Source organism: Roseisalinus antarcticus (genome assembly GCF_900172355.1).
GTDB classification, from domain to species: Bacteria; Pseudomonadota; Alphaproteobacteria; order Rhodobacterales; family Rhodobacteraceae; genus Oceanicola; species Oceanicola antarcticus_A.
In genome coordinates, this window is record NZ_FWFZ01000007.1 from 144779 (window position 1) to 171512 (window position 26734).

Annotated in this window: 28 protein-coding genes and 1 riboswitch; of the genes, 15 read left to right on the forward strand and 13 right to left on the reverse strand. The window is 69.4% G+C overall.

Features of this window, described 5'->3' with window-relative positions; all coding sequences use genetic code 11:
• Nucleotides 1-23: 23 nt before the first annotated feature.
• The 3 genes from ROA7023_RS08990 to ROA7023_RS09000 form a co-directional block, all read right to left on the reverse strand.
• On the reverse strand, nucleotides 24-476 hold the full coding sequence (locus tag ROA7023_RS08990) for a GNAT family N-acetyltransferase (protein WP_085878682.1): 453 nt from the start codon (nucleotides 474-476) through the stop codon (nucleotides 24-26).
• On the reverse strand, nucleotides 473-1543 hold the full coding sequence (cobW, locus tag ROA7023_RS08995) for a cobalamin biosynthesis protein CobW (RefSeq protein ID WP_085878683.1): 1071 nt from the start codon (nucleotides 1541-1543) through the stop codon (nucleotides 473-475). Before cobW ends, ROA7023_RS08990 begins: the two co-directional genes overlap by 4 nt.
• 73 nt (nucleotides 1544-1616) lie before the next feature.
• A complete protein-coding gene (locus ROA7023_RS09000; RefSeq protein WP_085878684.1) occupies nucleotides 1617-2264 on the reverse strand; it encodes a HupE/UreJ family protein in 648 nt (215 codons plus the stop codon).
• Nucleotides 2265-2373: 109 nt separating this feature from the next.
• Nucleotides 2374-2596: riboswitch (cobalamin riboswitch) on the reverse strand.
• A gap of 213 nt (nucleotides 2597-2809) precedes the next feature.
• Between ROA7023_RS09000 and ROA7023_RS09005 the strand changes: the two genes are divergently transcribed.
• Together ROA7023_RS09005 and ROA7023_RS09010 are read left to right on the forward strand one after the other, a co-directional pair.
• Complete coding sequence (locus ROA7023_RS09005; RefSeq protein ID WP_085878685.1) at nucleotides 2810-6265, forward strand: chromosome segregation SMC family protein; 3456 nt, start codon at nucleotides 2810-2812, stop codon at nucleotides 6263-6265.
• Between the two features lie 184 nt (nucleotides 6266-6449).
• Nucleotides 6450-7595: an MFS transporter gene (locus tag ROA7023_RS09010; RefSeq protein WP_370739211.1), complete on the forward strand. Its 1146-nt coding sequence runs from the start codon at nucleotides 6450-6452 to the stop codon at nucleotides 7593-7595.
• Nucleotides 7596-7618: 23 nt separating this feature from the next.
• Here ROA7023_RS09010 and ROA7023_RS09015 read toward each other — a convergent pair whose 3' ends face one another.
• The 4 genes from ROA7023_RS09015 to ROA7023_RS09030 all read right to left on the reverse strand — a co-directional run bounded on the left by ROA7023_RS09015 (nucleotide 7619) and on the right by ROA7023_RS09030 (nucleotide 11132).
• Nucleotides 7619-8788 (reverse strand): lytic murein transglycosylase, encoded by a 1170-nt coding sequence (locus ROA7023_RS09015; RefSeq protein ID WP_085878687.1) that lies wholly within the window; start codon nucleotides 8786-8788, stop codon nucleotides 7619-7621.
• Between the two features lie 78 nt (nucleotides 8789-8866).
• Nucleotides 8867-9772 carry an adenosylcobinamide-phosphate synthase CbiB gene (gene cbiB, locus ROA7023_RS09020; protein ID WP_085878688.1) on the reverse strand — a complete coding sequence of 302 codons (906 nt, stop codon included), beginning with the start codon at nucleotides 9770-9772 and terminating at the stop codon, nucleotides 8867-8869.
• On the reverse strand, nucleotides 9769-10770 hold the full coding sequence (locus tag ROA7023_RS09025) for an aminotransferase class I/II-fold pyridoxal phosphate-dependent enzyme (RefSeq protein ID WP_085878689.1): 1002 nt from the start codon (nucleotides 10768-10770) through the stop codon (nucleotides 9769-9771). The genes cbiB and ROA7023_RS09025 overlap by 4 nt, the downstream gene beginning before the upstream one ends.
• Nucleotides 10767-11132 (reverse strand): DUF1636 family protein, encoded by a 366-nt coding sequence (locus ROA7023_RS09030; protein ID WP_085878690.1) that lies wholly within the window; start codon nucleotides 11130-11132, stop codon nucleotides 10767-10769. The genes ROA7023_RS09025 and ROA7023_RS09030 overlap by 4 nt, the downstream gene beginning before the upstream one ends.
• Nucleotides 11133-11405: 273 nt before the next feature.
• On the opposite strand from ROA7023_RS09030, the gene ROA7023_RS09035 reads away from it, so the two are divergent.
• Complete coding sequence (locus ROA7023_RS09035; RefSeq protein ID WP_085878691.1) at nucleotides 11406-11762, forward strand: response regulator; 357 nt, start codon at nucleotides 11406-11408, stop codon at nucleotides 11760-11762.
• Here ROA7023_RS09035 and ROA7023_RS09040 read toward each other — a convergent pair.
• Nucleotides 11759-12751, reverse strand: a complete 993-nt coding sequence (locus ROA7023_RS09040; RefSeq protein ID WP_085878692.1) for a glutathione S-transferase family protein — start codon at nucleotides 12749-12751, stop codon at nucleotides 11759-11761. The genes ROA7023_RS09035 and ROA7023_RS09040 overlap by 4 nt on opposite strands.
• Nucleotides 12752-13100: 349 nt before the next feature.
• Here ROA7023_RS09040 and ROA7023_RS09045 point away from each other — a divergent pair, with 349 nt between their 5' ends.
• The 8 genes from ROA7023_RS09045 (at nucleotide 13101) to ROA7023_RS09080 (ending at nucleotide 20184) form a co-directional block, all read left to right on the forward strand.
• Complete coding sequence (locus ROA7023_RS09045; protein WP_085878693.1) at nucleotides 13101-13325, forward strand: DUF6732 family protein; 225 nt, start codon at nucleotides 13101-13103, stop codon at nucleotides 13323-13325.
• On the forward strand, nucleotides 13322-14386 hold the full coding sequence (locus ROA7023_RS09050) for a sirohydrochlorin chelatase (RefSeq protein WP_085878694.1): 1065 nt from the start codon (nucleotides 13322-13324) through the stop codon (nucleotides 14384-14386). Before ROA7023_RS09045 ends, ROA7023_RS09050 begins: the two co-directional genes overlap by 4 nt.
• A gap of 79 nt (nucleotides 14387-14465) precedes the next feature.
• Nucleotides 14466-15110 carry a precorrin-8X methylmutase gene (locus tag ROA7023_RS09055; RefSeq protein WP_085878695.1) on the forward strand — a complete coding sequence of 215 codons (645 nt, stop codon included), beginning with the start codon at nucleotides 14466-14468 and terminating at the stop codon, nucleotides 15108-15110.
• Nucleotides 15107-16309: a precorrin-6y C5,15-methyltransferase (decarboxylating) subunit CbiE gene (gene cbiE / locus ROA7023_RS09060; protein ID WP_085878696.1), complete on the forward strand. Its 1203-nt coding sequence runs from the start codon at nucleotides 15107-15109 to the stop codon at nucleotides 16307-16309. Before ROA7023_RS09055 ends, cbiE begins: the two co-directional genes overlap by 4 nt.
• Complete coding sequence (cobI, locus tag ROA7023_RS09065; RefSeq protein ID WP_085878697.1) at nucleotides 16306-17007, forward strand: precorrin-2 C(20)-methyltransferase; 702 nt, start codon at nucleotides 16306-16308, stop codon at nucleotides 17005-17007. Before cbiE ends, cobI begins: the two co-directional genes overlap by 4 nt.
• Complete coding sequence (gene cobJ / locus ROA7023_RS09070; RefSeq protein ID WP_085878698.1) at nucleotides 16998-18833, forward strand: precorrin-3B C(17)-methyltransferase; 1836 nt, start codon at nucleotides 16998-17000, stop codon at nucleotides 18831-18833. The genes cobI and cobJ overlap by 10 nt, the downstream gene beginning before the upstream one ends.
• Nucleotides 18834-18956: 123 nt before the next feature.
• Complete coding sequence (gene cobM / locus ROA7023_RS09075; RefSeq protein ID WP_085878699.1) at nucleotides 18957-19733, forward strand: precorrin-4 C(11)-methyltransferase; 777 nt, start codon at nucleotides 18957-18959, stop codon at nucleotides 19731-19733.
• Nucleotides 19734-19827: 94 nt separating this feature from the next.
• Nucleotides 19828-20184, forward strand: a complete 357-nt coding sequence (locus tag ROA7023_RS09080; protein WP_085878700.1) for a hypothetical protein — start codon at nucleotides 19828-19830, stop codon at nucleotides 20182-20184.
• On the opposite strand, the gene ROA7023_RS09085 is transcribed toward ROA7023_RS09080, so the two are convergent.
• Nucleotides 20178-21353, reverse strand: coding sequence for a MalY/PatB family protein (locus tag ROA7023_RS09085; protein WP_085878701.1), 1176 nt, complete (start codon nucleotides 21351-21353; stop codon nucleotides 20178-20180). The genes ROA7023_RS09080 and ROA7023_RS09085 overlap by 7 nt on opposite strands.
• A 101-nt stretch (nucleotides 21354-21454) precedes the next feature.
• Between ROA7023_RS09085 and def (ROA7023_RS09090) the strand changes: the two genes are divergently transcribed.
• The 4 genes from def (ROA7023_RS09090) to fmt are packed head-to-tail and all read left to right on the forward strand — an operon-like array spanning nucleotide 21455 to nucleotide 23899.
• A complete protein-coding gene (gene def, locus ROA7023_RS09090; protein WP_200812480.1) occupies nucleotides 21455-21976 on the forward strand; it encodes a peptide deformylase in 522 nt (173 codons plus the stop codon).
• Nucleotides 21977-22468: a peptide deformylase gene (gene def / locus ROA7023_RS09095; protein ID WP_085878702.1), complete on the forward strand. Its 492-nt coding sequence runs from the start codon at nucleotides 21977-21979 to the stop codon at nucleotides 22466-22468.
• Nucleotides 22465-22959 (forward strand): peptide deformylase, encoded by a 495-nt coding sequence (def, locus tag ROA7023_RS09100; RefSeq protein WP_085878703.1) that lies wholly within the window; start codon nucleotides 22465-22467, stop codon nucleotides 22957-22959. The genes def (ROA7023_RS09095) and def (ROA7023_RS09100) overlap by 4 nt, the downstream gene beginning before the upstream one ends.
• A 37-nt stretch (nucleotides 22960-22996) precedes the next feature.
• The gene (gene fmt, locus ROA7023_RS09105) at nucleotides 22997-23899 is read left to right on the forward strand and encodes a methionyl-tRNA formyltransferase (RefSeq protein WP_085878704.1); all 903 of its coding nucleotides are present in this window, start codon (nucleotides 22997-22999) and stop codon (nucleotides 23897-23899) included.
• A gap of 16 nt (nucleotides 23900-23915) precedes the next feature.
• Here fmt and rnhA read toward each other — a convergent pair whose 3' ends face one another.
• From rnhA to ROA7023_RS09125, 4 genes are all read right to left on the reverse strand, one after another.
• Complete coding sequence (gene rnhA, locus ROA7023_RS09110) at nucleotides 23916-24368, reverse strand: ribonuclease HI (protein ID WP_085878705.1); 453 nt, start codon at nucleotides 24366-24368, stop codon at nucleotides 23916-23918.
• Nucleotides 24368-24817, reverse strand: a complete 450-nt coding sequence (locus ROA7023_RS09115) for a DUF3429 domain-containing protein (protein WP_085878706.1) — start codon at nucleotides 24815-24817, stop codon at nucleotides 24368-24370. Before ROA7023_RS09115 ends, rnhA begins: the two co-directional genes overlap by 1 nt.
• Before the next feature lie 206 nt (nucleotides 24818-25023).
• The gene (gene ispH / locus ROA7023_RS09120; protein WP_085878707.1) at nucleotides 25024-25974 is read right to left on the reverse strand and encodes a 4-hydroxy-3-methylbut-2-enyl diphosphate reductase; all 951 of its coding nucleotides are present in this window, start codon (nucleotides 25972-25974) and stop codon (nucleotides 25024-25026) included.
• 128 nt (nucleotides 25975-26102) lie between these two features.
• Nucleotides 26103-26681 (reverse strand): LabA-like NYN domain-containing protein, encoded by a 579-nt coding sequence (locus ROA7023_RS09125; RefSeq protein ID WP_085878708.1) that lies wholly within the window; start codon nucleotides 26679-26681, stop codon nucleotides 26103-26105.
• Nucleotides 26682-26734 lie beyond the last annotated feature (53 nt).

A 26734-nucleotide genomic window follows, 5' to 3' on the forward strand; every position in this document is an offset into this window, starting at 1 on the left:
CGGGCGCCTGACCGACGTCAGGATCAGGCGAGGGGTTTGCGCATGAAAATGCTGGTGGTGTTCGCGGTGTAGCTGCCGAAGGGGGCGCAGGGGGCGAACCCCATCCGTTCATAGAGCCGGTGGGCCGCGGACAGCGTGTTGCCGGTTTCCAGCTTCAGTTCGGCGAGGCCCTGCGCGACGGCCTCCTGTTCGAGCCGGTCGAGGATGAGCCGTGCGGCCCCGCGCCCGCGGGCGGTCTCGGCGGTGAACATGGATTTGACCTCGCCGTATCCGTCGCGCAAGGCGAGCGCCCCGGTCGCCAGGGTCTCGCCTTCTGCCGTCGCCGTGAAGAATCGGATGTCGGGCGCGGTGAGCGCCTCGATGGAGAGGTAGTGATTGTCCTCCGCCGGGAACAGGCTCTGCATCAGGGCATGGCTCGCCTCCAGCAATGCCCGCGGACCGGGATCGCGCGGGTCGGCCGGTCTGACCTCGATCATGCGGTGAGCGCCGCCGAGATGGCGGCCCGGTCCAGACCCGCCTGGCCGATCACCACGAGACGGGTCTCGCGCGGGCCGGCATGGGGCTTGTCGAAATATGTCTCGATCCGCGGGCCGACCGCCTGGAGCGTCAGCCGCAGGGGCTTGCCCGTGACGGCTGCGAAGCCCTTGAGCCGCAGGATATCGTGCTGGCGGATCGTGTCGGCGACGCGTTCGGCGAAGGCTGTGGGGTCGGCGATCTCGCCCATGGTGACGACGAAGCTTTCGAAATCGTCGTGGTCGTGGTGATGGTCGTGATCGTGCTCATCCTCATGCGTGTGGTCGCCATCGTCGTCGTGGTGATGATGGTGGTGGACCTCGTGTCGGGCACCGAGGTCGGCCTCTGCGCCGATCTTCTGGCCCAGCAGGATTTCGACCGGCAGGGCGCCCATGGCCGTCCGGATCACCTGCACGCCCCGGCGGGCGTCGGCCTTGAGCACGGCGGCCAGGTGGTCGGCCTCCTCGCTTTCCATCAGGTCGGACTTGTTCACCACGATCATGTCGGCGCAGGCAATCTGGTCGTCGAAGAGCTCCGACAGGGGCGTCTCGTGGTCGAGGTTCTCGTCGGCGCGGCGCTGCCGGTCGACGGCGGCCACGTCCACGGCGAAACGGCCTTCGGAAACGGCCTTGCCGTCGACCACGGTGACGACGCCGTCAACGGTGACGCGGGTGGACAGGCCCGGCCAGTTGAAGGCGCGCACAAGCGGCTGGGGCAGGGCGAGGCCCGAGGTCTCGATCACGATGTGGTCGGGGGGCAGGTCGCGGGCCAGCAGCTTTTCCATGGTCGGCACGAAATCCTCTGCGACGGTGCAGCAGATGCAGCCGTTCGACAATTCCATGATGTCGTCATCGGTGCAGGTGGCGTCTCCGCAGCCCTTGAGCAGGTCGCCATCGACGCCGAGGTCGCCGAACTCGTTGATGATCAGCGCGATGCGGCGTCCCTTGGCGTTGGACAGCATGTGGCGGATGAGGGTGGTCTTGCCGGCGCCGAGAAAGCCGGTGACGATGGTGGCGGGAATCTTGGCCATGCTTCTGAGGGGTCCTCTGGACGCGGAAAGGCGGCCCCCGGAAGGGCCGCCCGGATGTGGGATGAAACGCGGATCAGCCGGCGATGGCGGCGACGATCGGGCCTTCGAGCATTTCCAGCGCCAGGAAGACACCGACGCCGGCCACGGCCGCGCCCGCAAGGCGGGCGTTCACGCTGCCGGCCGCGGTCGCGCCGAGCAGGCCGCGGGCGGCGAACTGGGCCCCGATGGCAAGCGCGTATTGCGTCAGACCGAGGAACAGGAGATAGCCCGCAAGGACAGCCCCGCCGACGCCGCCTTCCTGGCCGGCAAGCGCACCCGCGAAGGCCGCGCCGTGAAACAGCCCGAAGCCCGCGAACAGCGCCAGCGCCGGTCCGAGGGTCAGCGCACGGCCCGACAGGATCACGCCGCCGACGGTCAGCAGCGACAGCACGATCACCACCTCGACAGCGGGCAGCGCGAGCCCGGCATAGGCGGCGACGCAGCCCAGCACCATGGCCGCGACATAGGCCAGCGGCGCGGTGAAACGGGCCTGGGTGAACAGCGCGGCGATGCCCATGGCAGCCACGAAGAACAGGTGGTCGAAGCCCAGGACCGGATGGCCGACGCCGGACATCGCCCCGTGGGCGAAGGTCTCCATCGGCAGGCCACCCAGCGGATGGTGAGCAAGAGCGGGTGTCGCGGCCAGCGTCGTGGCGGCGGCGGCGAGCGAAAAGCGTTTCATCAAGTCTGTCCCCTTCGGTTTCAAAGGGGGTCTTTCGAGGGGCAGGCCATGCTTGAGCTGTGGCAGACCCTACGGAACACCCCGTCCGTCGTGTTGTCTCCACGGCCTGTCGGGGCCGTGGCGCATGGCAGGTCTCCTGGCTCGCGGGTCGATGCAACCTGCCGCCTTCCCGGGTGTCCCCAGTGGCTGAGTGGCAGGCCGCTCTCCGCTGACAGTCGCGGGGGCGGCTGCGGATTTGGGCCTCCGGTCTGGATCTGCCCGCACCGCATTCCCTTTTGAGCCCCGGCCTTTGGTGGTCGGCCTGACGGGGCACCATGCCCCACCCTTGTGCGGCGCGGGGGCGGCAGGCGTCAAGCAGCGATTGCGACCGAAAAGCTGCCCGCCGCGGCATGGGACCGGGCTTCGCCCCCGCGTCAGGCGGTCGGATCTGCGCAATATGTTGGGGATAACGAGCGGTGGTCGGCCATATGCGGTGCCGTGTCCGTTGACTCGCGGGGCGGGCGGGCGGCAGGCTGACGGCACAAGTAGAATCGAAAGGCCAAGCGGTGCGCTTTACCCGGCTGAAGCTGAACGGCTTCAAGAGTTTTGTCGACCCGACCGACCTGGTGATCGCCGACGGGCTGACCGGCGTCGTCGGGCCGAACGGCTGCGGCAAGTCCAACCTGCTGGAGGCGCTGCGATGGGTCATGGGCGAGAACCGCCCGACCGCGATGCGCGGCGGCGGCATGGAGGACGTGATCTTTGCCGGGGCGGCCACGCGGTCGGCGCGGAACCATGCCGAGGTCTCGCTTGTGCTCGACAATGCCGAACGGCTGGCGCCCGCGGGGTTCAACGACAGCGACATCCTGGAAATCACCCGGCGGATCACCCGCGACATCGGCTCGGCCTACAAGGTCGGAACCAGGGATGTCCGGGCGCGGGACGTCCAGATGCTGTTCGCCGATGCGGCCACGGGGGCGCATTCGCCCGCGCTGGTGCGGCAGGGCCAGATCAGCGAGCTGATCAACGCCCGGCCCAAGTCCCGGCGCAAGGTGCTGGAGGATGCCGCGGGGATCGGCGGGCTCTACCAGCGGCGCCACGAGGCAGAGCTCAAGCTGCGCGCGGCCGAGCAGAACCTCGCCCGGGTGGACGATGTGATCGAACAGCTGGCCGCGCAGCTGGCGCAGCTGGCGCGGCAGGCGAAGCAGGCCGCGCGCTATCGCGAGATCGGCACGGCCCTGCGCCAGGCCGAAGGGGCGCTTTTCTACACCCGGTGGCGCGAGGCGGACGCGGCCCGGCTGACGGCCGAGCAGGCCCTGCGCGAGCAGGTCATCGCCGCCGCCCGCGCCGAGACGGCCGCCCGCGAGGCGGGCCAGGCGCGCGAGGTCGCGGAGGCCGCGCTCCCCCCGCTGCGGGAGGAAGAGGCGATCGCCGCGGCGGTGCTGCAGCGGCTGGTGGTCGAACGCGATGGGCTGGCCGACGAGGAGCACCGGGCGCGGGAGGCGATCGAGGCGCTCGACGGCCGCATCGCCCAGCTGACCCGCGACATCGAGCGCGAGGCCGGGTTGAACCGCGACGCCGGAGAGACGGTGGCGGGGCTCGAGGCCGAAGAGGTCAGGCTGCGGCAGGCCGGCGAGGGGCACGAGGACAGGCTCGCCCAGGCCTCCGAGCAATTGGCGGAAGCGGCGGAGGTGTTGCAGACGCGCGAAAGCGACCTGACACGGCTGACCGAGGACATGGCGCGGCTGTCGGCGCGGCACCAGGCGGCGCACCGGCTTGTGGAGGATCACCGCAAGACGTTGAGCCGCAACGAGGCCGAGGCCACCAAGGCCCGGGCGGCGCAGGCCGAGGCGCGCCTGGCGCTCGACGCGGCCGCCGCCGCGATGGCGGACGCCACCGCCGGGTCAGAGACCGCCCAGGCGACGGCGCAACGGGCCGAAGAGACGCTGGCACAGGCCGACGAGGCCCGGTCCGAGACCCAGGGACGCGAGTCCGATGCCCGGGCTGCAAGGTCGGCGGCGGAGGGCGAGGCCTCGGCGCTGCGGGCCGAGGTCGGGGCGCTCGAGAAGCTGGTGAACCGCGATTCGCGCGACGGGGCGCAATTGCTGGACCGCGTCGAGGTGCGCCCGGGCTATGAAAAGGCGCTTGGCGCGGCGCTGGCCGATGATCTGCGGGCCCCGGTGGTCGGGCCGGGCGCGGTCTCGGGCTGGATTGCGCTGCCGGGCTATCCGGCGCCGGCGCCCTTGCCGGCCGGGGTGACGGCGCTGACGGATGTGGTCTCGGTCCCGGATGTGCTTGTGCGGCGGATGTCGCAGATCGGGCTGGTCGCGGCCGAGGCGGGCGCGGATCTGCAACTGGCGCTTTTGCCCGGTCAGCGGCTGGTCTCGGTCGAGGGGGATCTCTGGCGCTGGGACGGGTTCCGCGCCGGGGCGGCGGATGCGCCCTCGGCCGCGGCGTTGCGGTTGCAGCAGCTGAACCGTCTGACCGAGCTGAAGCGCGACCTCGAGGAGGTGACCGCCCGGGCCCAGGGTGCCAGGCAGGCGCATGAGGCCCTGTCCCGCCGGCTGGCGGATCTGACGGCTGCGGACCGGCACGCGCGGGACGCGCGGCGCGAGGCAGACCGGCTGGTCGGCGAGGCCGCCCGGGCCCTGAGCCGCGCCGAGGCGGACCGGAACCTGTCGGACGGCAAGCTGGAGACGGCGGGCCTTGCGCTGGACCGGTTCGAGGCCGAGGCGGAGGGCGCCCGCCGGGCGCTGGCCGAGGCCGAGACGGTGGTGGCCGATCTGGGCGATCTGTCGGCGGCGCGGGGCGAGGTCGAGGCGGTGCGCACCGCGGTGGAGGCCGCGCGGATCACGATGATGTCGCGGCGCTCGGCGCTGGACGAGGTGCGGCGCGAGGGCGAGGCGCGGGCGCGTCGGGCGCGCACCGTCGAGGCCGAGATCAAGACCTGGCGTACACGGCTGGACACGGCGTCGAGCCGGTCGGCAGAGCTGGAGGATCGCCGGTCCGAGGCGCAGGAGCAATTGGCCGCGGCGGCCGGCAAACCGGAGGAGATCGCAGTAAACCGGGCGCGGTTGGACGCGGCCATGGAGGCGGCCGAGGCGCGGCGGCGCGACTCGGCCGAAGCGCTTGCCGTGGGCGAGACGGGTCTGCGCGAGGCGACGGTCGCCGAGCGCGACGCCGAGAGGCTCGCCGGCGAGGCGCGCGAGGCCCGGGCCCGGGGCGAAGCCCGGTTGGACGCAGCGAAGGAGTCTGTTTCCGCCGCCGCGCTGCGGACCCAGGAGGCGCTGGAGATGGCCCCGCAGGAGCTGCCGGCCGCGCTTGCGCTCGACCCCGAGGCGTTGGGCCGAGCGGAGGATATCGAGGCGGATGTGAACCGGCTGAAGCGGCAACGGGACGCCTTGGGCGCGGTCAACCTGCGGGCCGAGGAGGATGCCCGCGAGGTCCAAGAGGAGCATGACGGCCTGGTGCGCGACAAGACCGACCTCGACGAGGCGATCCGCACCCTGCGCGCGGGTATCGGCAGCCTGAACCGCGAGGGCCGCGAGCGCCTGCTGACCGCCTTCGAGGAGGTGAACCGGAACTTTTCGGCGCTGTTCACCCACCTTTTCGGCGGCGGCGAGGCGCGGCTGGAACTGGTGGAGAGCGACGACCCGCTGGAGGCGGGGCTGGAGATCATGTGCCAGCCGCCGGGCAAGAAGCTGTCGGTCCTGTCTCTGTTGTCGGGCGGCGAGCAGACGTTGACGGCGCTGGCGCTGATCTTTGCGGTGTTCCTGGCCAACCCCTCGCCGATCTGCGTGCTCGACGAGGTGGACGCGCCGCTGGATGACGCCAACGTGGGGCGGTTCTGCGACTTGTTGAACGAGATGACGCGGCGCACGGAGACGCGGTTCCTGGTCATCACCCACCATGCGGTGACGATGAGCCGGATGGATCGCCTGTTCGGTGTCACCATGGGGGAGCAGGGGGTGTCTCAGCTGGTCTCGGTGGATCTGAAACGCGCGGAACAGATGGTGGCCTGACCCGGTGCGGCGCGGGGACGCCGTGTGACGCTCGCCTTCGGCATCGCCCCACCCGCCGTCCCTTGGCAAGGGGCCCGCGCCCTGGAGATTACCGTGACAGGCGGAGTGTGCTGATCTGTCGGGAGATCGGGGGTGCGTCATCTCGGATGCGTGGAAAATTCTTGCGGCGCTGACGCTCGCGCGGTTGAGCATGGGGTTTCAGTTCCAGGCTGTGCCGGCGCTGGCGGCGCAGCTGACCGCCGACCGGGCGCTGAGCTTTGCCGCCCTTGGCTCCCTCGCGGGGGCTTACCTGTTGCCCGGCGTGGTCGCGGCCCTGGGCAGCGGCTGGCTGGGTCAGCGGTTGGGAGACATTCGCACCGCCCTGTGGGGGCTGGGCATGATGACCCTGGCGGGGGTCTGCGGTTGGCTGGCCGAAAGCTTTGGCGCCGCGCTCTTGTGGCGGGTCGTGGCGGGCTGCGGGGCCGTCGGGCTGAACGTGATGCTCACCAAGATGGCGGCGGACTGGTTCCAGGATCGCGACGATCTGCCGACCGCCATGGGAGTTCTGGTCTCGAGCTGGCCGGCGGGGATTGCCCTGGCGATGGTCGTCGTGCCGCCCGTGGCGCTGTGGATGGGGCTTGGCGTCGCGATGATCCTGCCTGCCGTGGTCGCCGGGGCCGCGCTGGGGTTGCTGGCGCTCGTGTGGAGGGCGCCGCCCTCGCGGGGCGGAACGGTGCGGACCGGCTCGGCGGGGTGGCTCACGCGCCGCGAACTGGCGCTGGTGTTGATCGCGGGCGGGATCTGGGCGCTTTACAACACCTCGCTGATCGCGGTGATCGCCTGGACACCGGGCCTGCTGCAGGCGCGCGGCGTCGACGCCATCGCCGCCGCCGCAGCCGTGAGCCTGATCGGCTGGCTGGCCATCCTGTCGGTTGCGGCGGGCGGATGGCTGGCGGCGCGGTCGCCATGGCGCGATCTGCCGGCGCTGGCCTGTTTCGGGCTCTCGATCGCCGGATATCTGGCGATCATCGCATCGGGAGCCGCCGCGGCCTCGCCCTGGGCGATGGCGGCCATGGGGCTGGTCTTCGGTCCGGCGGCGGCCGTGATCATGACACTTCCGGTCGAGGCCTCTCGGCCGCAGGTGCGGGCCTTGACCATGGGTCTATATCTTGCGGTCTACTACCTGTTCATGGGTGTGGGCCCGCCGATGTTGGGCGCCCTGCGGGACGTCACCGGGTCTGCGGCGGCCCCGCTTCATGCAGGGGCGGCGATGCTGGTCGGCTGCCTTGTCCTGTGGGCCGGGTTTCGCGGCCTGCAGCGACGCGGACCAGAGACGGCCCTCGGCAGCTGAGGGACGAGTCGGCCCGCGCGGTGTCAGAGCCGGTTGAGAAGCTCCCGGGTCGGCCAGGCGTCGGCCGGCAGGCCGAGGCGGACCTGTTCCCGCTGCACCGCCTCGCGGGTCTTTTCGCCCAGGATGCCGTCGACGCCGCCAACGTCGTGGCCCCGCGCCACCAGTCTCTGCTGAAGCTGAAGCATCTCTTCGCCCGAAAGGCCCGGGTCGGGGTTTCCGGCGTCGTAGACCGGCGCCCCCATCAGGCGGGTGGCGAAATAGGCGGCCGTGGTGACGTAGACGAGGCTTTGGTTCCATTCGAAATATACGTTGAAATTGGGGTAGGCGAGGAAGGCCGGCCCATTGCGCCCCATGGGCAGCAGGACCGAGGCCTGCAGGTCCGGGGCACCCAGCGCACCGGTGCGGGCCTGCACGCCGAGGGCCTGCCAATCGGCGACCAAAAGCGAATGGTCGAGCCCGGTAAGCGTAAGGTCGAGCCCGTCTGGCACCACGATTTCCTGCAGCCAGGGCTGACCGGGACGCCAGCCCAGATCCGACAGCATCGCGGCCCCGGACAACAGCGCGTCGGCGGCGGAGGTCTTGAGCGTGACGTGGCCGTCGCCGTCGCCGTCGCGGCCGTTGGTCAGGATGTCCTCGGGCAGCATCTGGACCTGGCCGATCTCTCCGGCCCAGGCGCCGGTGGTGGTCGCGGGGTCGAGGTCGCCGCGGGCGAAGAGCTCGATCGCGGCGAAGATCTGTGGCCGGAAAAGCTCTGGCCGGCGGCAGTCGTGGGCCAGGGTCACCAGCGCGTTGACCGTGTTGTAGTCGCCCTGGACCGCGCCGTAGTCGGTCTCGAACGCCCAGAAGGCGAGCAGGACCCCGGGGGGGATGCCGTAATCGGCCTCGATCCGGGCGAAGGTATCGGCATGGCGGTCGGCATTTCTGCGGCCGTTGTCGATGCGATTCTGCGAGATCAGGCGGCGGGAGAAGTCGATGAAGTCGCGCTGGAACACGCCCTGGCGGCGGTCGGCGGCGATCACCGACGGGTCCTGCCGGACCGAGGCGAAGAAGGCCTCGACCGTCTCGCGGGGCTGGCCGGCGTCGATGGCCTCGGCCTTTAGATCGTCGATGAAGGCGGGGAAGGGGCCGCCGCATTCCTGTGCCGAGGCGCTGCCGGCGGCACATGTGAGGGCGAGGATTTTCAGGGTGCGCATTGTCTCTCCCAACGTCTGTTGCGGTCAAGGGTAGCAAGGGGTGGCGGCGGTGCACAGCGCCGACTGGCAGGAGCCTGCTCAGATCAGTGTGGACAGGGCGAGGGCGCCGAGACCGATGGCCCAGCTGCGCCAGAGGATGCGGGCCGCGGAGTCGATCTCGGCCGGTCCGGGGGATCGGCCTCCAACCGGATGGACGAACGGGTCGTCGGTCAGGGTGCCGCCATAGCTGCGGGGGCCGGCCAGCGCGGTATCTATGGCGCGGGCCATGGCGGCCTCGGGCCAGCCCGCGTTCGGCGAGCGGTGCCTGTTGGCATCCGCGAAGAACCCGCGCCAGTGTCGGGGGGCGCCGGCGGCAAGCCAGATCAGCAGCGCCGTGAGGCGGGCCGGAACCAGGTTCAGCAGGTCGTCGAGACGGGCTGAAGCCCAGCCGAACGCCGCGTGTCGGGGGGTGCGATGGCCGATCATGCTGTCGGCGGTGTTGACCGCCTTGTAGGCGACGAGCGCTGGCAGGCCGCCAAGCAGGAACCAGAACGCCGGCGCGGTGACGCCGTCAGAGAGGTTTTCCGCGGCGCTTTCGATGGCGGCGCGGGCGACGGCGGCCTCGTCCATGGCGGCGGTATCGCGGCCGACGATCATCGCGACCGAGGCGCGGCCGTCGGGAAGGGACAGGCGGAGCGTATTGGCCACCTGTCGGACATGGTCGGACAGGGATCGCTGGGCCAGCAGGATCGCGGTGACGACGATTTCGGCGAGCTGGCCGGGAAGGGCGGCGAGGGCGGCGCCCAGGGCGAGCGCCGCGGCGAGCAGGAAGGTCAGCGCGAGCACGCCCTTCGCGCGGCGATTGCGGCCTTGGTTCAGCTGTCGGTCGAGGGCGCCGACCGCGCGGCCAGCGAGCACCGCGGGGTGGGGCAGGCGTGTCCAGAGCCAGCGCGGCTCACCCAGCAGCGCGTCGAGGAGCAAGGCTACGACGAGGGCGGTTGTCATGGCCGCCGGACGACGCTCGCCTGCGGCATCGCCCCGCCCGCCGTCCCTCGGGCGGCCGCGCCGGCGATGGCTGTTTCGAGCTGTTGCCAGTGGTCCGGGTGCGGAAGGCCCAGGCGGAGCCAGCGGTCAGAGTAGGGGAAGATCCGCGACCAGACGCGGCTGGCGGCCAGGCGGGCCTGCCAGGCTGCGGCGTCCGCTGTCTCGTAGAGCCGGAAGAGGGGGGTGCCGCCGATGGGCCGGGCGCCCTGGGCCGTCATGAGTTTGTCGAGGTGCGCGGCATCCGCCGCGAGGCGTCCGCGTGTCGCGGCGGCCCACTCTCTGTCCCGCAGTGCGCACGCTCCGATCCGCAGGGCGGGGCCGGAGACCGGCCAGGGCCCCAGTCGTTCGGCCAGATCCGACATCGTGTCGGGATGGGCGATGGCGAAGCCGAGGCGAAGCCCGGCGAGCCCCCAGAACTTGCCGAAGCTCTTGAGGATGAGCGTGCCTGGGCGGGCGGTCGCCGCGATATGGCTTTTGTCGGGCCAGATATCGCAGAAGCTTTCGTCGACAATGGTCAGGCGGGATGTGCCAGGAAGGTCCCAGAGCCGGCCGTCGGGATTGTTGGGATGCACCCGGATGGTGGTCGGGGCCGGGGCCGCTTCGGTGACGGTGCGGCCGTGGAGGCGGGCCGCGGCGGCATGCTCGTTGTAGGTGGGGCCGGGGATGTGGATCGGGCCCGGCGGGGCGATCTCGGGCAGGCGCACGATCAGGGCCGAGGCGCCGGGGGCTGCGACGATGTCGGCCGCATCGGGCACGTTCCAGGCCGCGCGGGCGGCCTCGATCAACCGGGCGGTGGCGGCGGCATCGGGCAGGGCCGTCCACGCAGCGGGGTCCAGATCGGGCAGCTCGTAGGGCAAAGGATTGATACCGGTCGAGAGATCCAGCCAGTCCGGCCGCCGCCCCCCGTAGCTGGCGATGGCGGCGTCGAGGCCGCCGCCGTGATCCCGCCCGGATGTCATTCGGGCAGCGGGGGGTGGCGCGTGACGAAGTGCCCCTTGATCTCTTGCGGCCATTGCCGGTAGGGCACCTGCCCGGTCTCGGACGCCGCGTGCAACGCCGCGTAATCGAGGATCGCCCGGGCGGCTTCAGGCGTGGGTTCGAACCGGCCGAGAGTGTAGCAGAGCTTTCCCCGGGCCTGGATCGTGATGTTGCACCCCTGGGTGCAGCCCATCAGGCAGGAGACGCGCCGCAGGGCGAGGTCCCCGTCGCGGAAAGCGGATTCGATCAGCTCCGCCAGCACCTCGCCATCGGTGCGGCCCATCGGTCCGGCCTCCCAGCCCTCGCGCTTGCAGGTGTCGCAGATGGTGATCCAGGTTGTCATGCAGGGTCTCGCGAGTTTGGCCGGGCCGGGACGGTTGAAGCGGAAGCGGGGCGGCGACGCAAGCCCCCCTTCCGGGTGGGCCCACCCGGCGGGATATCGCCGGTCGGAGAGACGCCCGCAGGAAGTAACCTTCTCTTAGGAAATTCCAATTTAGTTTGTTTTGGCGATACACGGCCCGGAGAAACGGCCCGCGGTCGCGGCAGTTGCGTCTGACACGGTTCCCTGGCCGGGCCGCGACCGGTTCGCAATGCACCGGAAAGATGGACTTGCCACATGAGACTTCTGATCGTCGAGGATGACATCGCGCTTTGCCAGCTTTGGGGGCGGCATCTGGCGCGGGCGGGACATGAGGTGACGCTCTGCCACGACGGGCGGCGGGCGATCGACCTGCTGTGCGTGACGGGCTACGATGTCATCGTGCTTGACCTCGTTCTGTCGTCGGGCTCCGCCCTCGGCGTGGCGGAATATGCCGAGGTGCGACAGCCGGAGGCGAAGGTCATGTTCGTCACGAACACGACCTTCTTTTCCGACGGCTCGATCTTTGCGTTGAACGGCAATGCCTGCGCCTATCTTCCGACCGACACACTGCCCGAAGATCTCGCCGCCATGGTGGAGCATCACGGCCGCTAGGATCTGCGGCCGTGGGGGGCGTCGAAATCGAGGAGGGGCCCGATCGGGACGATCCTGTGCGGATTGATGGATTCGTGGCTGTAGTGGTAGTGCCGGGTGATGTGGTCGAGGTGGACGGTGTCGCCCACGCGGCTGTGGTCCGGCGCGACCCACTGGAACAATTCGCGCGTGTGGCCCCAGATGTTCGGGTAGTCGACAATCCGGGTGCGGTTGCACTTGAAATGCCCATGATAGACGCTGTCGAACCGGACGAGGGTCGGAAACAGGCGCCAGTCCGCCTCGGTGATGCGGTCGCCGGTCAGATAGCGGTTGCGCGAAAGCAGATCCTCCAGCCAGTCGAGCGTGTCGAAGAGCGCCCCCGCAGCCCGGTCATAGGCCTTCTGGCTGGTGGCAAAGCCGGCTCGGTAGACCCCGTTGTTCAAGGTGTCGTAGATGCGTTCGTTGATCGGTTCGATCTTTTCGCGCAGCTCTTCGGGCCAGAAATCCTGGGTGTCGCCGGTGATCTCGTCGAAGGCCGAATTGAACATGCGGATGATCTCGGAACTTTCGTTCGAGACGATGGTCTCGGTTTTCTTGTCCCAGAGCACGGGGACCGTGACCCGCGCGGTCACGTCCGGCCGCGCACGGGTGTAGATGTCGCGCAGGAAGTCCACGCCATAGAGCGTGTCGCCCGTGGCGCCAGGGAAATCCGGGTCCAGTTTCCAGCCGTCGTCGAGCATGTCGGGGTGGACGACCGAGCTGCCGATATGGGACTCGAGGCCCTTCAGCTTGCGGAAGATCAGCGAGCGGTGCGCCCAGGGGCAGGCATAGCTGACATAGAGGTGGTAGCGGCCGGATTCGGCCGGATAGCCCCCATCGCCCGAGGGGCCGGGTGACCCATCCGCGGTGATCCAGTTCCGGAAGGATGCGTTCGGTCGTTTGAATTCGCCGTCTGTGGCGCCCTTTTCGGGCGGATTGACGTGCCATGCGCCGTCGATCAGCTGGCCCATTTGTTTTTCTCCTATAACTCTTTGATTTCTTAGATATGGGATCCTCGGGGCGCGGAAACCCCGGCGAGAGCGCAGGGGCTCGCGCACTCGCGCACAGGCCGGTGGACGACGCTCGCCTTCGGCATCGCCCCGCCCACCGTCCCTTTGCCGTCACACCGGGGGCCGGCCGCCGGTTTGCGTTTGCGTGTCGTACGCCGGCGCGGTATCGCGGAAAAAGACGAAGCCCGGACCGGGCCAGACAGGAGGTGCCGAGTGGATCGACCCGTACCGGGGATCTTGCCGGCACATCGTCGATGGCGGAACCACCGCCGGCGCTCCTGTCCGCAACTGATGACATGGAGGTGCGCCCATGAAGATACAGATTCGCCAGATTGTTCCGCTGCTTCTGCTGGCCGCGACGACCGCCGATGCCCATCCGGGGCATCTGGCCGAGGTCGCGGGCCACGGCCACTGGATCGGCGCCGCCGCCATCGGACTGGCCGTGCTGGTCGGGATATGGGGCAAGCTGAAGGACCGAGAGGCGGCCGATTCGGGCGATGAACCCGAAGAGACCGGCGACGAGGCCGAGGCATGACGACGGGGGTCTTGCTCTGCGGGCACGGGTCCCGGTCGGCATCGGCGGTCGCGGAATTCGCGACCCTGGCGGACAAGCTTCCGCCCCTCCTGCCGCCCGACTGGCAGACGGAATACGGCTACCTCGAGTTTGCGAACCCTGTTCTGCGCGACGCGCTCGACAGGCTGCGGGACAAGGGCTGCGACAGAATCTTGGCGGTGCCCGGAATGCTGTTCGCCGCGATGCATGCCAAGAACGACATCCCGACGGTGCTCAACACTTACGCGGCCGAGCACGGGATCACGATCCAGTACGGCCGGGAACTTGGTGTCGATCCCAAGATGATCGCCGCCGCAGCCGCCCGGATCGAAGAGGCGCTCGACGATTCCGTGCCGCGGCATGAGACCTGTCTCGTCGTCATCGGACGCGGCGCCTCGGACCCCGATGCCAACGGGAACGTCGCCAAGGTCGCGCGGATGCTGCACGAGGGCATGGGCTTCGGCTGGTGCGAGGTGGGCTATTCGGGCGTCACCTTCCCCCTGGTCGAGCCCTGCCTCAGCCATGTGGCAAGGCTCGGCTACAAGCGGGTCGTCGTGTTCCCCTACTTCCTGTTCTCGGGGATCCTGATCGACCGGATCTATGGCTTCACCGATGCCGTCGCCGAGCGGCATCCGGAGATCGAATTTCTCAAGGCCCCCTATCTCGGGGATCATCCGTCGGTTCTCGCCACCTTCGCGGAGCGGGTCACTGAACTGGTCGGCGAGGTTCCGCCGCCGAATTGCGCCATGTGCAAATACCGCACGCAGGTGCTGGGGTTCGAGGCGGATGTCGGCGCGGTCCAGGAAAGCCACCACCACCACGTGGAAGGTCAGGGCGCCCAGGCGCCCGGGTCCAACGTGGCCGATTGCGCCCTGTGCGACACGTTCTGCACCGGGCTCTGCAGGCTCGATGACGCCGGCCATGCGCACGGCCACGATCATCATCACGACCATCACCATCATGACCACCACCATCACGCGCCATATCCCCACGCGGACCACCCCCACGGCCCGGAAAGCGCCCGGAAGACGGCGAAGTCATGATCCTTCTTCTGGTCTCAAATATCCCGGGGGGAGTCTCCGCAAGGAGACGGGGGGCAGAGCCCCCCTGCCGGCCTCCGGAATGAGGCCCTACCTCCGCGACCCCGCGGCGATCTACGCCGAAAGCTTCCGGACCGTCCGCCGCGAGGCACGGCTCGAGCGATTTCCGCCGGCGATCGAGCCCCTGGTCGTCCGCCTGATCCACGCTTGCGGTATGGTCGAGATCGCCGACCGGCTGGCGTTCTCCCCCCGCGCGGCCGAGGCCGGGCAGGCGGCGCTCGCGGCGGGGGCGCCCGTGTTGTGCGATTGCGAAATGGTCGGCGCCGGGATCATCCGGCGCTTTCTGCCTGCCTCAAACGAGATCGTGGTGACGCTCAACGACCCCGCCGTTCCCGCCCTGGCGCAAGAGGTCGGCACCACCCGGTCGGCGGCGGCCGTCGATCTGTGGCGGGACCGGATCGACGGCGCGGTCGTGGCGATCGGCAACGCGCCGACGGCTCTCTTCCACCTGCTGGAACGCCTGGAGGCCGGATGGCCACGGCCGGCGCTGATCCTGGGCTTTCCGGTGGGCTTCGTCGGCGCGGCCGAATCCAAGGCGGAGCTGGCCGGCGATCCGCGCGGCTGCGATTTCGTCGCCCTGCGGGGCCGGCGCGGCGGGTCGGCCATGGCCTCGGCGGCGGTCAACGCGCTTGCTCAGGGCGCATCGCTTCGCGACCCCGGCGCGTGACGGCCCCCTGGCTGCATATCGTCGGGATCGGCGAAGACGGGCTCGACGGGCTCACGCCCGCGACCCGCGCGGTCGTCGAGGCGGCCGAGGTCATCCTGGGCGGCGACCGCCACCACCTGCTGTCCGACCGGATTACCGCCGAGCGCATCGCCTGGCCGTCGCCTTTCGATGCGATGATCGACACGATCCGCAGGCTTTCGGGCCGTCGGGCCGTGGTCCTGGTCACGGGCGATCCGCTGTGGTTCTCGGTCGGGGCCCGCATAGGCCGTGCCATCGACCCGTCCGAGATCGTCTACCATCCTCAGCTCTCCGCCTTTCAGCTTGCCGCCGCCCGGATGGGATGGAGCCTGGCGGATGCCGAGACGCTCACCGTGCACGGCCGGCCGGTAGAGCAGATGATCGCCTTCATCCAGCCCGACGCCCGCCTACTGATCCTGACGACCGGGGCCGACACGCCCGGTCGCATCGCCTCTTTCCTCACGGATCGCGGCTATGGCCAGTCCCGGATGTCGGTGCTTGCCGCCATGGGGGGCAGCGCCGAGCAGCGATTCGACGGGACCGCCGAGAGCTGGGCCCACGAGGTACCGGCCTTCAACACCCTCGCGGTCGAGTGCGTCGCCGCGCCCGACGCCGCGCTGATTCCGCGCGTTCCGGGGCTGGACGATGCGCTTTTCCGCTCCGACGGGACGATGACCAAGCAAGAGGTGCGCGCCGCTACCGTCGCGAAACTGATGCCGATGCGCGGCGCCCTCCTGTGGGACATCGGCACCGGCAGCGGATCTGTGGCGATCGAGTGGATGCGCGCGGCGCGCTACGCCCGCGCAATCGGGATCGAGCCCCGGGCCGACCGGCGCGCCATGGCGGCGGAAAACGCCCTCGCCCTCGGTGCGCCCCGGCTGGAACTGGTCGAGGGCGAGGCGCCCGCCGCGCTCGACGGCCTGCCGCCGCCGGATGCCGTCTTCATCGGGGGCGGTCTCAGCGCCGAGGTCTTCGCGGTTTGCTGGCAGGCGCTGCGGCCGCTCGGGCGGCTTGTCGCCAACGCCGTCACCCTGGAGAGCGAGGCCGATCTGCTGGCGCTGCACAAGGCGCATGGCGGGCAATTGTCCAAGATCTCGGTCCACCGGGCAGAGCCCGTGGGGCGGCTGACCGGTTGGCGGCCGTTCATGCCGGTAACCCAGTGGAGCCTCGTCAAGCGATGACCGGCACGATGTATGGCGTGGGCCTCGGCCCCGGAGCGCCGGACCTTGTCACCTTGCGCAGTGCCCGGCTGATCGGGGCGGCGCAGGTGATCGCCTACCCCACCCTCGCCGGCGCCCCCAGTTTCGCCCGCTCCATCGTGGCCGACCTGATCCCGCCGGGGGCCACGGAGATCGCCATCGAAATTCCCATGGTCCGCGAGCGCGGCCCCGCGCAGGCGGCCTATGACGCGGGCGCGGCCCGGATTGCCGAAGAGCTGGCGCAGGGGCGCGACGTGGTCACCCTCTGCGAGGGCGATCCGTTTCTTTATGGGTCGTTCATGTATCTTCACGCCCGGCTGGCGCCCCGTTTCCGGGTCGAGATCGTGCCGGGCGTAACCTCGATGACCGCCGCCTCCGCCGCCGCGCGACGGCCGCTTGCGGCGCGCGACGAGGTGTTCACCGTGCTGCCCGCGCCGCTGTCCGACGACGCGCTGACCGCGGGGATCGCCGGGGCGGACAGCGTCGCGATCATGAAGCTCGGGCGGCACCTGCCGAAGGTCCGCCGGGTTCTCGACGCGCTTGGGCTGACGGACCGGAGCATCTATGTCGAACGCGCGACGCTGGGCTCCGAGACCGTCTGCCCCCTGGCCGAGGCGCCGGAAAAGGCGCCGTATTTTTCGATGATCCTGGTTCTGAAAGGCAATGACCCATGGCTGTGACCCCGGTCGTTCTCGCCCTGTCCGCCTCCGGCGAGGCCGTGGCCCACAGGATCGCCGCCGCACTGGGGGCGCAGGTCCATGGCCGCGAGGGGCGCGTCCGCCGGGCGGATGCCTGGTTCGGCAACGCGCTGGATCATGTCCGGGACCTCTTTCTTGCCGGAGTGCCCATAATAGGCGTCTGTGCGAGCGGTATATTGATCCGAGGTGTCGCGCCGCATCTCGCAGACAAACGCGGCGAGCCCCCCGTTTTGTCGGTGTCGGACGATGGCGGCGTCATCGTGCCGCTGCTGGGCGGACATCGCGGTGCGAACCGGCTTGCGCGGCAGACGGCGGAGGCGCTGGGTGGTGTGGCCGCGGTCACCACGGCCGGCGACGTGGCGCTGGGCGTGTCGCTCGACGAGCCGCCCGCCGGCTGGCGCCTGGGCACGCCGGAGCTGGCCAAGCCGGCCATGGCCCGGCTGCTGTCAGGGGCCCCGGCCGAGATCACGGGTGACGCCGCGGAGGCGGCGGGCTGGCTTGCGGACCTGCCAGGGCGAGGTGCGGCGGGTGGGCAAGAGCCCGTCCGGATCGCCGCGACGGTCGGACCAGCCCCCCAGGACGTGCTGACCTTTCATCCCGTCCGCTACGCGCTGGGCGTCGGCTGTGCGCGGGATTGCGCGCCCGATGACCTCCATGCCCTCGTGGTGGCCGAGCTCGATGCCGCCGGCGTGGCGCCCGGGGCGATCGCGGCGGTGCATACGCTGGATCTGAAGGCCGACGAGCCCGCCGTGATCTCTCTGGCGGCGCGGCTGGGGCTGCCGCTGCGGCTGTTCGATGCCGCGGACCTCGAGGCCCTGACGCCGCGGCTCGCCAATCCGTCCGAGGTGGTTTTCGCCGAGGTCGGCTGTCACGGCGTGGCCGAGGCCGCGGCCCTGGCCGGGGCGGGGGAGGACGCGACGTTCGTCCGGCCGAAGGCGAAGACCGCCACGGCGACTTCGGCACTGGCCGTCACGCCCGACCCGGTGACCGAAATGCGGGGTCGGGCAAGGGGACGGCTGTCCGTGGTCGGCATCGGGCCGGGGCAGGCCGCGTGGCGCACGCCGGAAGTCTCGCGGCTGGTGTCCGAGGCGGAAGAGCTGGTGGGCTATGGCCTCTACCTAGATCTGCTGGGCCCGTTGGCCGCCGGCAAGGTGCGGGCGGATTTTCCGTTGGGCGGCGAGGAGGACCGTTGCCGTCATGCGCTGGAGCGTGCGGGCCAGGGCCGCAACGTGGCGCTGGTCTGTTCGGGCGATGCCGGGATCTATGCCATGGGGGCGCTCGTGTTCGAGTTGATGGACCGGGGCGCGGCGGCGGGCGGCGTTTCGGACGCGGCGCGGCGGGCCGAAGTGATCTGTGCGCCGGGGGTCTCGGCCCTGCAGGCCGCGGCGGCCAGGGCCGGGGCGCCGCTGGGCCATGATTTTTGCGCGATCTCCCTGTCGGACCTGCTGACCCACCGCGAGGACATTCTGCGCCGGGTGCGGGCGGCGGCGGAGGGGGATTTCGTGATCGCCTTCTACAATCCGGTCTCGCGGACGCGGCGGACGCTGTTGGCCGAGGCGCGGGAGATCCTTTTGGCGCACAGGCCCGGGGCGACACCGGTGATGCTGGCAACGAACCTGGGCCGCGCGGGGGAAAGCCTGCGATACCGGCGTCTGGATGCCCTGGAGGTGGACGAGGTGGATATGCTGACCGTGGTACTGGTCGGGTCCTCGCAAAGCCGGTTGGCGACGCTCGGGGAGGGGCCGCGGATGTACACGCCGCGCGGCTATGCCCGCAAGATCGACGGGGACTTGTCGGATGCGGGGTGACCTTGAGGTGCGGGCTCTGCCCGCGCACGCCGCCTCGGCCCCCATCCTGTCCTTCCCCCGTGGCCGGGGGAAGGGAGCCCGTGGCGGGCCGACCCAGACGAACAGATGGCAGGAGGGCAGAATATGACCGTATTCTTCATCGGGGCGGGGCCGGGCGACCCTGAGTTGTTGACGCTGAAAGCGGCGCGGCTGATCGCTTCCTGTCCGGTCTGCCTTTATGCTGGCTCCCTCGTGCCTGCCGAGGTTGTGGCGCAGGCGCCGGAGGGGGCCGTCGTGCGGGACACAGCCTCGATGACGCTTGACGAGACCCATGCGGAGATCCTGGCGGCGGAGGCGCGGGGGCAGGACGTGGCGCGGGTGCATTCGGGGGATCCGTCGCTCTATGGGGCCATCGCCGAGCAGATCCGACGGTTGAAGGCGGACGGGATCGGGTATGAGATCGTGCCGGGCGTGCCGGCCTATGCGGCCGCCGCGGCGGCGCTCGGCCAGGAGCTGACCGTGCCGGAAGTGGCGCAATCCATCGTGCTGACGCGGATGTCGATGAAATCGACCTCCATGCCCGAGGGCGAGCGGTTGGAGGTGTTCGCGCGGTCCGGCGCCACGCTGGCGATCCACCTCGGGATTCGGGCACTGCGGGAGATCGAGCGCCAGCTTGTCCCGCACTACGGGGCCGCCTGCCCGGTTGCCGTGGTCTATCGCGTCGGCTGGCCGGATCAGATGATTCTGCGGGGCACGCTCGGCGATATCCGGGAGGCTGTGCGGGCGGCGAAAATCACGCGGACCGCGCTGATCCTCGTCGGGCCGGCAATGGCAAGGGAGAACGCCTTTCCAGAATCGGCGCTCTATGATGCAGCAAAGCCGCATGTTTTGCGACCGCGCGCACTCAAGCCGGAGACGTGACCCGCGCGCATCGTTGCCGCAGTGCGGCGACGGAAGTTTCTTGCTTTTTCGCCGGGATGACCCAACCTCATCTCGAGTAGGTAGGGATGGTGTCATGGAGTTTCTCCCACAAAGCGTCCAGGACGGACTTGCCGAGGCTCAGAGGCGGGCGTCCCGCCGCGCGTCGCGCTTGAGGATCGAAGTCGGGGGCGAACGAATCCGCGTGCTGCGATCCTGGGAAACGGGTTTTGCGGTGGACGCCAGCGCACCGGCCCATCTGCGGGGGGTCGTCGACCTTTATGACGGTCCTCGGCTGCTGTCGCGTTGCCTGATCATCACCTCCCGCGAATCGGACGGCGAGCGTGTGTATGAATTCAAGCGCAGCACCGCGGCGGCCGACAAGCCGCCGCTGGATTTCGAGACGCCGGAGACCGCACCCTCCGGTCTGCTGGCCGGGCCCGAGGCTTACTGAACGTCCGAGAACGCTTCCTGGATACGGGCCGCAGCCTCGGCGACTCGGCTGCGCTGGGTTCCGATGTTGAACCGCATTGCGCAGTCTCCGCCCGTTCCAAAATCCGGTCCGGGGGAGCCGCCGATGCGGGCGTCTTCGACCAGCCGCCGCCGGATCTCTTCGAAGTTCATGCCAAGCGGCGTGAAGTCGACCCATGCGAGGTAGGTCCCCTGCATCGGTGTCGCGCGAAGGCCGGGGATCCGGGCGATCTCCTCCCGGAACAGGGCCGCGTTGCCCGCGAGATAGGGGGTGAGGCTGTCGACCCACTCCGCACCGCCCGGGCCGTAGGCAGCCTGTGTGAGGAAGGCCCCGAAAATATTCGGCTGGATGTCGAGCATGGCGACGGTCCTGCGCAGGGTCTCGCGCAGCCGCGGGTCGGGGACGGTCACGGTGCCGACCCGCGTGCCGGCGATGTTGAACGTCTTGGAGGCCGAGGTGAGCATGACGATCCGGTCCGCATGTTCCGGCGCGGCAACCATCATCGGCAGATGTTCGGAGCCAGGAAAGACGAGATCCTGATGCACCTCGTCCGACATCAGTACCAGATCATGGCGGGCGCAGAATTCGGCCAGGCGACGCTGCTCTTCCAGGGTCCAGAGACGTCCGGCGGGATTGTGTGGCGACGACAGAAGCATGACCTTCTCGCGACCCGTCATTCCGGCCTCGAGCGCGTCGAAGTCGATCTGGAATTGTCCATCCGAGTCGAGGATCAAGGGGGATTCATGCACTTCCCTGCGTGCGTTTTTGACTTTCTTGGCGAATTCCAGGTAAACGGGTGTGAAAATGATGATTCCATCGCCCGGCTCGGTGAAGGCCTGCAGGCAGGTGGCGATGCCGTTGCCAAGACCGCCGACAAAAAGCGCGTGGTCCGGGTCCATGGCCCAGCCGTGCCGGGTCCGCATCCAGTCGGCGATGGTCCCTGCCACGGCGTCGAGACCGTCGAAATAGCCGAGTATCGCCGTGTCCCGCAGGCGCGTCACCGCGTCGAGGATATGGGGCGAGGTGTCGAAATCCATGTCGGCGACCCACATCGGCAGGGCGTCTTCCCCCGTGAGGCCGAGGGCTTTGCCGGCCGCGGACCATTTCGCGGAATGGGTGCCGCGGCGCACGGTCAGTCGGTCGAAATCCATGGTGCCTCCGGATCGTGCCATCGCGCGGCAAGCTAGCCACGACGCCGGTGAGCGCAAGGGGGCGAGTTGCGCGGGCGGGCGGCTTGTCCTAGATGATCGAAATGGCATTGCGTTCGATCCTCATTCACCCCGATCCGCGGCTCAAGACCGCGGCCGACCCCGTCGCCTCGGTGACGGACGATGTCCGCCGGCTGGCCGATGACATGCTGGAGACGATGTACGACGCGCCCGGCATCGGCCTGGCCGCGCCGCAGGTCGGGATCCTCAAGCAGATGCTGGTCATGGATTGCGTGAAGGACGATGCCGAGCCACCGCGGCCCATGGTGCTGATGAACCCCGAGGTGACCTGGGCCTCGGACGAGACGAATGTCTACGAGGAGGGCTGCCTGTCGATCCCCGAGCAATTCGCGGACGTGGAGCGGCCCGCATCTGTCGAGGTGCGGTGGATGGATCTTGACGGGGCCAGCCGGACCGAGCGTTTCGATGGCCTCTGGGCGACATGCGTCCAGCACGAGATCGACCACCTGCGTGGCAAGCTCTTCATCGACTATCTCAAGCCGCTGAAGCGGCAGATGATCACCCGCAAGATGGTCAAGCTGAAGCGCGAGAAGGCGAGGGCCTGAATGGCCCTCCTCAAGATCCTGCACTGGCCCGATCCGCGCCTGTCCCGGGTTTGCGACGACATCAGGGATGTGGCCGGTGTGCGGGGTCTGGCGGCGGATATGCTGGAGACGATGTACGATGCGCCCGGGCGCGGGCTTGCCGCGCCGCAGGTTGGCGCGATGGTGCGGCTTTTCGTCATGGATGTGACCTGGAAAGAGGCGAAGCCCGCGCCGCGGGTGATGATCAATCCGACTGTGTTGTCGTCGGACGGGGTGCGGGTTGTCGCCGAGGAAGGCTGCCTGTCGATCCCGGGGGTGCTCGCCCCGGTCGAGCGGCCGGAAGCGGTGAGGATGCGGTGGACCGACCTGGACGGCCGCGCTTGCGACGAGGTGCTGGAGGGGGCGGCGGCGCGCTGTGCCCAACATGAGCTCGACCACCTGGACGGGATCGTCACGCTGGATCGTCTGTCGCCGGAGGCGCGGGCCGCGGCAATCGGGGATCTCGCCCGGTGAGCCGTCCGTTCGTCATTTGGCCGCACAAGGCGCTGCGCACGCCCGCCGCGCCGGTGCCGGAGGTGACCGAAGAGGTTCGATCCGTCTGGGACGAGATGGTCGCGGCGATGGAGGCGATGCCGGGCTACGGGCTGGCGGCGCCGCAGCTGGGGATCGGGTTGCGCCTGGCCGTTGTGGATGCCAGCCGGGAGAGGGGCCGCGTCGTACGGCTGGCCAATCCGCGCGTTCTGCATGCGAGCGTCGAGTTGCGGGAACATGAGGAGGCCTCGCCCAATCTTCCCGGCGTCTCGGCGGTGGTCACGCGGCCGAGGGACGTGACCGTTGAGTTCCTGAACGCGGAGGGGCAGCCCGAGGAACGGGATTTCGTCGGTCTCTGGGCCACGAGCGTGCAGCACCAGATCGATCACCTGGACGGGCGGATGTATTTCGACAGGGTCAGCCGGACGAAACGGGATATGCTGTTGAAACGGGCGCGAAAGATTGGCCACTAGGGGCCAGAATATTCGCGAATATTCTGGGGAGAGTTTCATGCGGATCGTTTTCATGGGCACGCCGGATTTCTCGGTTGCGGCGTTGGACGGGCTTGTCGCGGCCGGCCACGAGATCGTCTGCGTCTATACCCAGCCGCCCCGGCCCGCGGGGCGCGGGAAGGCGTCAAGGCCGACGCCGGTTCAGGCCCGTGCGGAGGCGCTCCGTCTGCCGGTGTGCGCGCCCCATTCCCTGCGCGGCGCCGAGGCGCAGGCCGAGCTTGCCGCGCTGGAGGCGGATCTGGCGGTGGTCGTGGCCTATGGGCTGATCCTGCCGCAGGCCGTTCTGGATGCGCCTCGACGCGGGTGTTTCAACATTCACGCCTCTCTCTTGCCGCGCTGGCGCGGGGCCGCGCCGATCCACCGTGCGATCATGGCCGGGGACCGGGAGACCGGCGTCTGCATCATGCGGATGGAGGCCGGGCTGGACACCGGCCCCGTCGTGCTGCGCGAGGCGGTCACGATCGCCGAGACGGATACGACCGGGGACCTGCATGACCGCCTGGCGGGACTGGGGGCGCGGCTCGTGGTCGAGGCGCTCGCGCGGCTCGAGGATCTTCAGCCCGAGGAGCAGCCGGAGGACGGGGTGACCTATGCACAGAAGATCGACAAGGCCGAGGCGCGGATCGACTGGAGCCTTGGCGCGGTCGAGGTGGATCGTCGGATCAGGGGCCTGTCGCCGTTTCCGGGCGCGTGGTGCGATGCGGGCGGAGAGCGGCTGAAGCTGTTGCGGTCTCGCGTCGTCGATGGGGCGGGGGCGCCGGGGACCGTTCTGGACGGGCTGACGATTTCCTGCGGAGACGGCGCAGTCGAGATCATGGAGGCGCAGCGGCAGGGCAAGCGCGTCATGGACGCCGAGGACGTGCTGCGCGGCTGGGCCGGATTTCCGGCGCGGCTCGTCTGACCGCGGGCCCCGGCGTTCAGGGTTTGAACGGGGCCATGCCCGCGCGGGCGAGCGCGTCGGCGCGTTCGTTTTCCGGGTGGCCGGCGTGGCCCTTGACCCATTCCCAGGTGATGTCGTGGCGCTGGGTGGCGTCCTCGAGGCGGCGCCAGAGGTCTTCGTTCTTCACCGGCTTCTTGGTCGAGGTCTTCCACCCGCGGCGTTTCCATCCGGCGATCCATTCGGTGATGCCGCCCTTCACGTAGGCGCTGTCGGTGACGATGGTGATGCGGGACGGCCGGCCGAGGGCCTCGAGCGCGGAGATCGCGGCCATGAGTTCCATGCGGTTGTTCGTGGTATGGGCCTCGCCGCCCGAAAGCTCGCGCTCCTTGACGGTGGTGTGTCCGTCGCGGGCCAGAAGAAGTGTGCCCCAGCCGCCGGGGCCGGGGTTTCCCGAGCAGGCGCCGTCGGTATAGGCGTAGAGGTCGGGCATCAGAAGATCACCGGTAGCAGTGTCAGGATGACCGCCGCGCTGAGGCCGATCCGCAGGGTCATCCACCAGGCGGGAGCAAGGCCCCACCGGGCGAATTGCGCGTCAAGCAACAGCAGCGCGGCGAAGCCCGCGGCCAGGTTCGTGGCCGCCGAAGTGGGGCCGCCGCCGGTCATGAAGAAGGCCCAGAGGGCGGGCAGGGTCGACAGGGCATAGCCCGCGGCGGCCCGTGGACCATCCGCCTTGGTGGCGAAGCCCCAGAGGACACCGGACATGAAAGACAGGATGATGGCGCCGTAAAAGAGCTGTACGTATGGGCCGACGAAGCGGCCGCCGATGAGGGTGGCGGCCTGTTGGCCGAAGCCGGGCATCAGCACCGTGAGCGCCCCCCACAGGAACGGAACAAGGCCGGCGCAGCCGAGGATCAGGGCGGATGTGGGTGGTCTGGTCATGGGGGAGGATTGAGCGCACCCGGAGCGGTTTGGCAAGGGTCGGGGTGCAATGCGTGCCTTGGCGTTGGCGCTTTGTCGCGTGATCTGGGCAGGTCGGGACGCCGTTCGGCGCTCGTCCCGGCCCGGGGGGCCGGAACATCGCCCCGCCCGCCGTCCCCTGGCATTTCCGGTGTGACACGTGGCGTGAGGGGGCCCTCGTTCGGGTCTCAGGCGGGTTCGCGCAGGACGCGGGGCACCTTGAATTCGACATGTTCCTCGGCCGTGGTCACCGTCTCGACCGTGACCTCATGGCGCAGACGGAAGGCGTCGATGACCTCTTCGATCAGCACTTCGGGCGCCGAGGCCCCCGCGGTCACGCCGACCGATCCGATCCCTTCCAGCGCCCGCCAGTCGATGTCGGTCGCGCGCTGGACAAGCTGGGCGTAGCTGCAGCCCGCCTTGCGGGCGACCTCGACCAGGCGGCGGGAGTTCGAGGAATTGGGGGCGCCGACGACCAGCAGGGCGTCGACACGCGGCGCCATGGCCTTCACCGCCTCCTGGCGGTTGGTGGTGGCGTAGCAGATGTCTTCCTTGTGGGGGCCGGCGATGGCGGGGAAGCGGGCCTGCAGCGCCGCCACGATGTCGGCCGTGTCATCGACCGACAGGGTGGTCTGGGTCACGAAGGCCAGCTTCTCGGGGTCACGGACCGAGACGTTGGCCACGTCCTCGACGGTTTCGACCAGCAGGACCTCGCCCTCGGGCAGCTGGCCCATGGTTCCGATCGTCTCGGGGTGGCCCGCATGCCCGATCATGATCATCTGCAGGCCGTTCTCGGCGTGGCGGGCTGCCTCGATATGCACCTTGGACACCAGCGGGCAGGTGGCATCGACGAACACCATCTCGCGCCGGGCCGCTTCGGCGGGAACAGCTTTGGGCACCCCGTGGGCCGAAAAGATCACTGGCCGGTCCGGGGGGCAATCGTCCAGCTCTTCGACGAAGACCGCGCCTTTCGCCCGCAGATCGTCGACCACGAAGCGGTTGTGGACGATCTCGTGCCGGACATAGACCGGCGCCCCCCATTTCGAGAGCGCCATCTCGACGATCTTGATTGCGCGATCCACGCCGGCGCAGAAACCGCGCGGCGCGGCGAGATACAATGTGAGCGGTGGGTTTGTCATGGCTCCTCCGGTTCAGCCAAGAGGTAAGGGACCGGATGCCGTGCGTCCAGTGGGGGGACGTCGGGCCAGAAGCCTCCGGTACCCGGACGGCCGGGGCGGCGGCAGGCCCGATGTCAGGCGTGGCGAGGCTACTCGCCGTTGACCAGTTCCGCTTCGGCGGAGCTCTCGGCGCGGGGTTCGCGCGGCGGGCGGCCGACGACATCGCGCAGCTCGTCGAGCTCGATGAAGTTGTCGGCCTGCCGGCGCAGTTCGTCGGCGATCATCGGCGGCTGGGACCGGATGGTGGAGCAGACCGAAACCCGCACGCCCTTGCGCTGGAGCGCCTCTACGAGGGGACGGAAATCGCCGTCACCGGAGAACAGCACGATATGGTCCACATGGGCCGCGGTTTCCATCGCGTCGACCGCAAGCTCTATGTCCATGTTGCCCTTGACCTTGCGCCGGCCCTGGCTGTCGGTGAACTCCTTGGCCGGCTTGGTGACCATGGTGAAGCCGTTGTAATGGAGCCAGTCCACGAGGGGCCGGATCGGCGAGTAGTCGTCATTTTCGAGCAGCGCCGTGTAGTAGAAGGCGCGCAGCATCTTTCCACGACGCATGAATTCCTGTCGCAGCAACTTGTAGTCGATGTCGAACCCGAGTGACTTTGCCGCCGCATAAAGGTTCGATCCATCGATGAAGAGCGCGAGTCGCTCGTCCCGATAAAACATTGAATGTCCTTCTCAATGAGCTTGCCCTGCCGCTGGTGTCCGTGAGCGAGTGA